Genomic DNA, 3,161 nt, shown 5'->3' with positions numbered 1-3,161 from the left:
CGGCCTCACGCTGCGCCATGCCGACAAGATTCGTGCGTTCGAAGCAGAGCGCCTGTTGCAGAAGCCCTGGCTGGCCCAGCGCGTCTGATCCAAGAAGGAATTGATTCGTGAAGATTGCGATCCTGCCGGGTGACGGCATCGGGGTGGAGATCATGGCCGAGGCCGTCAAGGTGCTCGGCTGCCTCGACCTGCGCTTCGAGACCGAGAGCGCCGAGGTCGGCGGCGCGGCCTATGCGGCCCATGGCCACCCGCTGCCCGAGGCCACGCTCGCGCTGGCCAAGTCGGCCGACGCAGTGCTGTTCGGCGCCGTCGGCGACTGGAAGTACGACAAGCTCGAGCGCCACCTGCGCCCGGAGCAGGCCATCCTCGGCCTGCGCAAGAACCTGGAGCTGTTCGCCAACTTCCGCCCGGCGATCTGCTACGAGGAGCTGACGCATGCGTCGACGCTGAAGCCCGAGGTGGTGGCCGGCCTCGACCTGCTGATCATCCGCGAGCTGACCGGCGACATCTACTTCGGCCAGCCGCGCGGCCGCCGGAAGTCGCCCGACGGCGCGTTCGCCGGCGCCGACGAGGCCTTCGACACGATGCGCTATTCGCGCCCCGAGATCGAGCGCATCGCGCATGTCGCGTTCCAGGCGGCGCGCAAGCGCAACAAGAAGGTGCTGAGCGTCGACAAGGCCAACGTGCTGGAGACCTTCCAGTTCTGGCGCGACGTCGTCACCGAGGTGCATGCGCAGTACCCCGACGTGGCGCTGGAGCACATGTACGTCGACAACGCGGCGATGCAGCTGGTGAAGGATCCGAAGCGGCTCGACGTGATCGTCACCGGCAACATGTTCGGCGACATCCTCAGCGACGAGGCGGCGATGCTGACCGGCTCGATCGGCATGCTGCCGTCGGCCTCGCTGAACGCGAAGAACCAGGGGCTGTACGAGCCCAGCCACGGCTCGGCTCCGGACATCGCCGGCAAGGGCATCGCGAACCCGCTGGCCACCATCCTGTCGGCGGCGATGATGCTGCGCTTCAGCCTGAACCAGGAAGCCGCGGCGCTGCGCATMGAGGCGGCTGTCAAGGCGGTGCTGGCCAAGGGGCTGYGCACCGCCGATATTCACAGTGAAGGCACCACGAAGGTGGGCACGAAGGAGATGGGCGACGCTGTGGTCGCCCACCTGAAAGCGAACGGCTGACCCGACGCTTTTTCGACGAAACCCTTCACGAACGAATTCAACGGACAGGACAGAAAGATGGCAACGAGATTGGTCGGCCTGGTGGGCTGGCGAGGCATGGTGGGGTCGGTGCTGATCGACCGCATGGCGCAAGAGAACGACTTCGAGCTGATCGAGCCGGTGTTCTTCAGCACCAGCAATGCCGGCGGCAAGGCGCCCGCCTACGCGAAGAACGAGACCACGCTGCAGGATGCGAACGACATCGAGGCGCTCAAGCGCTGCGACATCGTCATCACCTGCCAGGGCGGCGACTACACCAACGAGGTCTACCCGAAGCTGCGCAACGCCGGCTGGAACGGGCACTGGATCGATGCGGCGTCGTCGCTGCGCATGAAGGACAACGCCGTCATCGTGCTCGACCCGGTCAACATGCCGGTCATCAAGAACGCACTGGCGGCCGGCCAGCGCGACTGGATCGGCGGCAACTGCACCGTCAGCTGCATGCTGATGGGCGTGGGCGCGCTCTACAAGGCGGGCCTCGTCGAGTGGATGAGCACCCAGACCTACCAGGCGGCTTCGGGCGGCGGCGCGCAGCACATGCGCGAGCTGCTGACGCAGTTCGGCACGCTGAACGCCGAGGTGCGCCCGCTGCTCGACGACCCGAAGAGCGCGATCCTCGAGATCGACCGCAAGCTCGTCGCGAAGCAGCGCTCGCTGTCCGAAGCGGAGATCGCCAACTTCGGCGTMCCGCTGGCCGGCAGCCTGATCCCGTGGATCGACAAGGATCTCGGCAACGGCMWGAGCMRSGAAGAGTGGAAGGSCSAGGCCGAGACCAACAAGATCCTCGGGCAGGGCACGGGCTTCGGCACGCCGCCCATTCCGGTCGACGGCTTCTGCGTGCGCATCGGCGCGATGCGCTGCCACAGCCAGGCGCTGACGTTCAAGCTCAAGAAGAACGTGCCCCTGGCCGACATCGAGGCCTTGATCGCCAACGACAACGCGTGGGTCAAGGTCGTGCCGAACACGCGTGAGGCGACGATTACGGACCTGACGCCGGTGTCGGTGACCGGCACGCTGACGATTCCCGTGGGACGCCTGCGCAAGATGGCGATGGGGCCGGAATACCTCGGCGCCTTCACGGTCGGCGACCAGTTGCTGTGGGGCGCGGCCGAACCGCTGCGCCGCATGCTGCGGATCCTGCTGGGTCAGTGACCGGCGGAAATTCCGTTGGAGTGACAGAGAGTTACCAGTGAAGACGGAGTGTTCTGTTGCGTTGCCGTACTGCAACAGGACACTCCCCAGAAGCCCCGAATCCCGTCTCTGGCGGGAACGTCAGCCAATGCATGAGCTTGTCTTCGTATCTAGTTGATGTTATTGTGTTTTCTACTGCGCCTGGGGTGCGTGCTGGTTTCTCAAGAAGAACGACGCCAATCGACGGGAGCCTGTGCACTGCCCGCCACCTCCACTTGGGAGACGCCTTGAAAAGAAATTCGTTGTTCGCTCGCCGCTTTGCTCTGACCGGCGTGGCCATCGCTGCCATGTGTCTGTCTGCCACCAACGCCTGGGCGCTCGGCCTCGGGCGGCTGGCGGTCCAGTCGGCGCTTGGTGAAACCCTCCGCGCGGAAATCGAGGTCACGAGCCTGACGCCCGAAGAGGCGTCGAACCTGAACGTGCGCATCGCGCCGCCGGAGTCGTACCGCGCCGCGGGCGTCGACTACAACCAGGTGCTGCCGGCCACGCAGGTCTCGCTGCAGCGCCGTCCCGACGGCCGCGCCTTCCTGAAGGTCACGAGCGATCGCGCCGTGCAGGAGCCCTTCGTCGACGTGATCCTCGAGATCACCTGGTCGACCGGCCGCCTGGTGCGCGAGTACACGATGCTGTTCGACCCGCCGTCGACGCGCAACCTGGCTGCTGCGCCGGCACCGGCTCCGGCCACGTCGCCGGCGCTGTCCCCGGCGGCCGAAGCGGCTGCCGCCGCGACGCCAGCGCCCGCGC

3 protein-coding genes and 1 pseudogene are annotated in these 3,161 nt (G+C 66.5%); all 4 read left to right on the top strand.

From position 1 onward, the window contains the following. Positions 1-88, top strand: a pseudogene (locus tag AC1D15_RS23950) (3-isopropylmalate dehydratase small subunit); the annotation flags it as partial. A 19-nt stretch (positions 89-107) separates the two neighbouring features. Beyond that, positions 108-1,187: a 3-isopropylmalate dehydrogenase gene (gene leuB, locus AC1D15_RS23945; protein WP_477827939.1), complete on the top strand. Its 1,080-nt coding sequence runs from the start codon at positions 108-110 to the stop codon at positions 1,185-1,187. Positions 1,188-1,244: 57 nt separating this feature from the next. Continuing rightward, positions 1,245-2,378 (top strand): aspartate-semialdehyde dehydrogenase, encoded by a 1,134-nt coding sequence (gene asd / locus AC1D15_RS23940; RefSeq protein WP_477827938.1) that lies wholly within the window; start codon positions 1,245-1,247, stop codon positions 2,376-2,378. Between the two features lie 326 nt (positions 2,379-2,704). Next, positions 2,705-3,161, top strand: a 457-nt coding sequence (locus AC1D15_RS23935; protein WP_477827937.1) for a type IV pilus assembly protein FimV, incomplete at its 3' end; no start/stop codon positions are given.

The sequence above is a fragment of the Rhizobacter sp. P2_H2 genome, from assembly GCF_056403375.1.
Note: the sequence above shows the minus strand (reverse complement) of the source record. Positions and strands in the feature narration are given on the sequence as shown.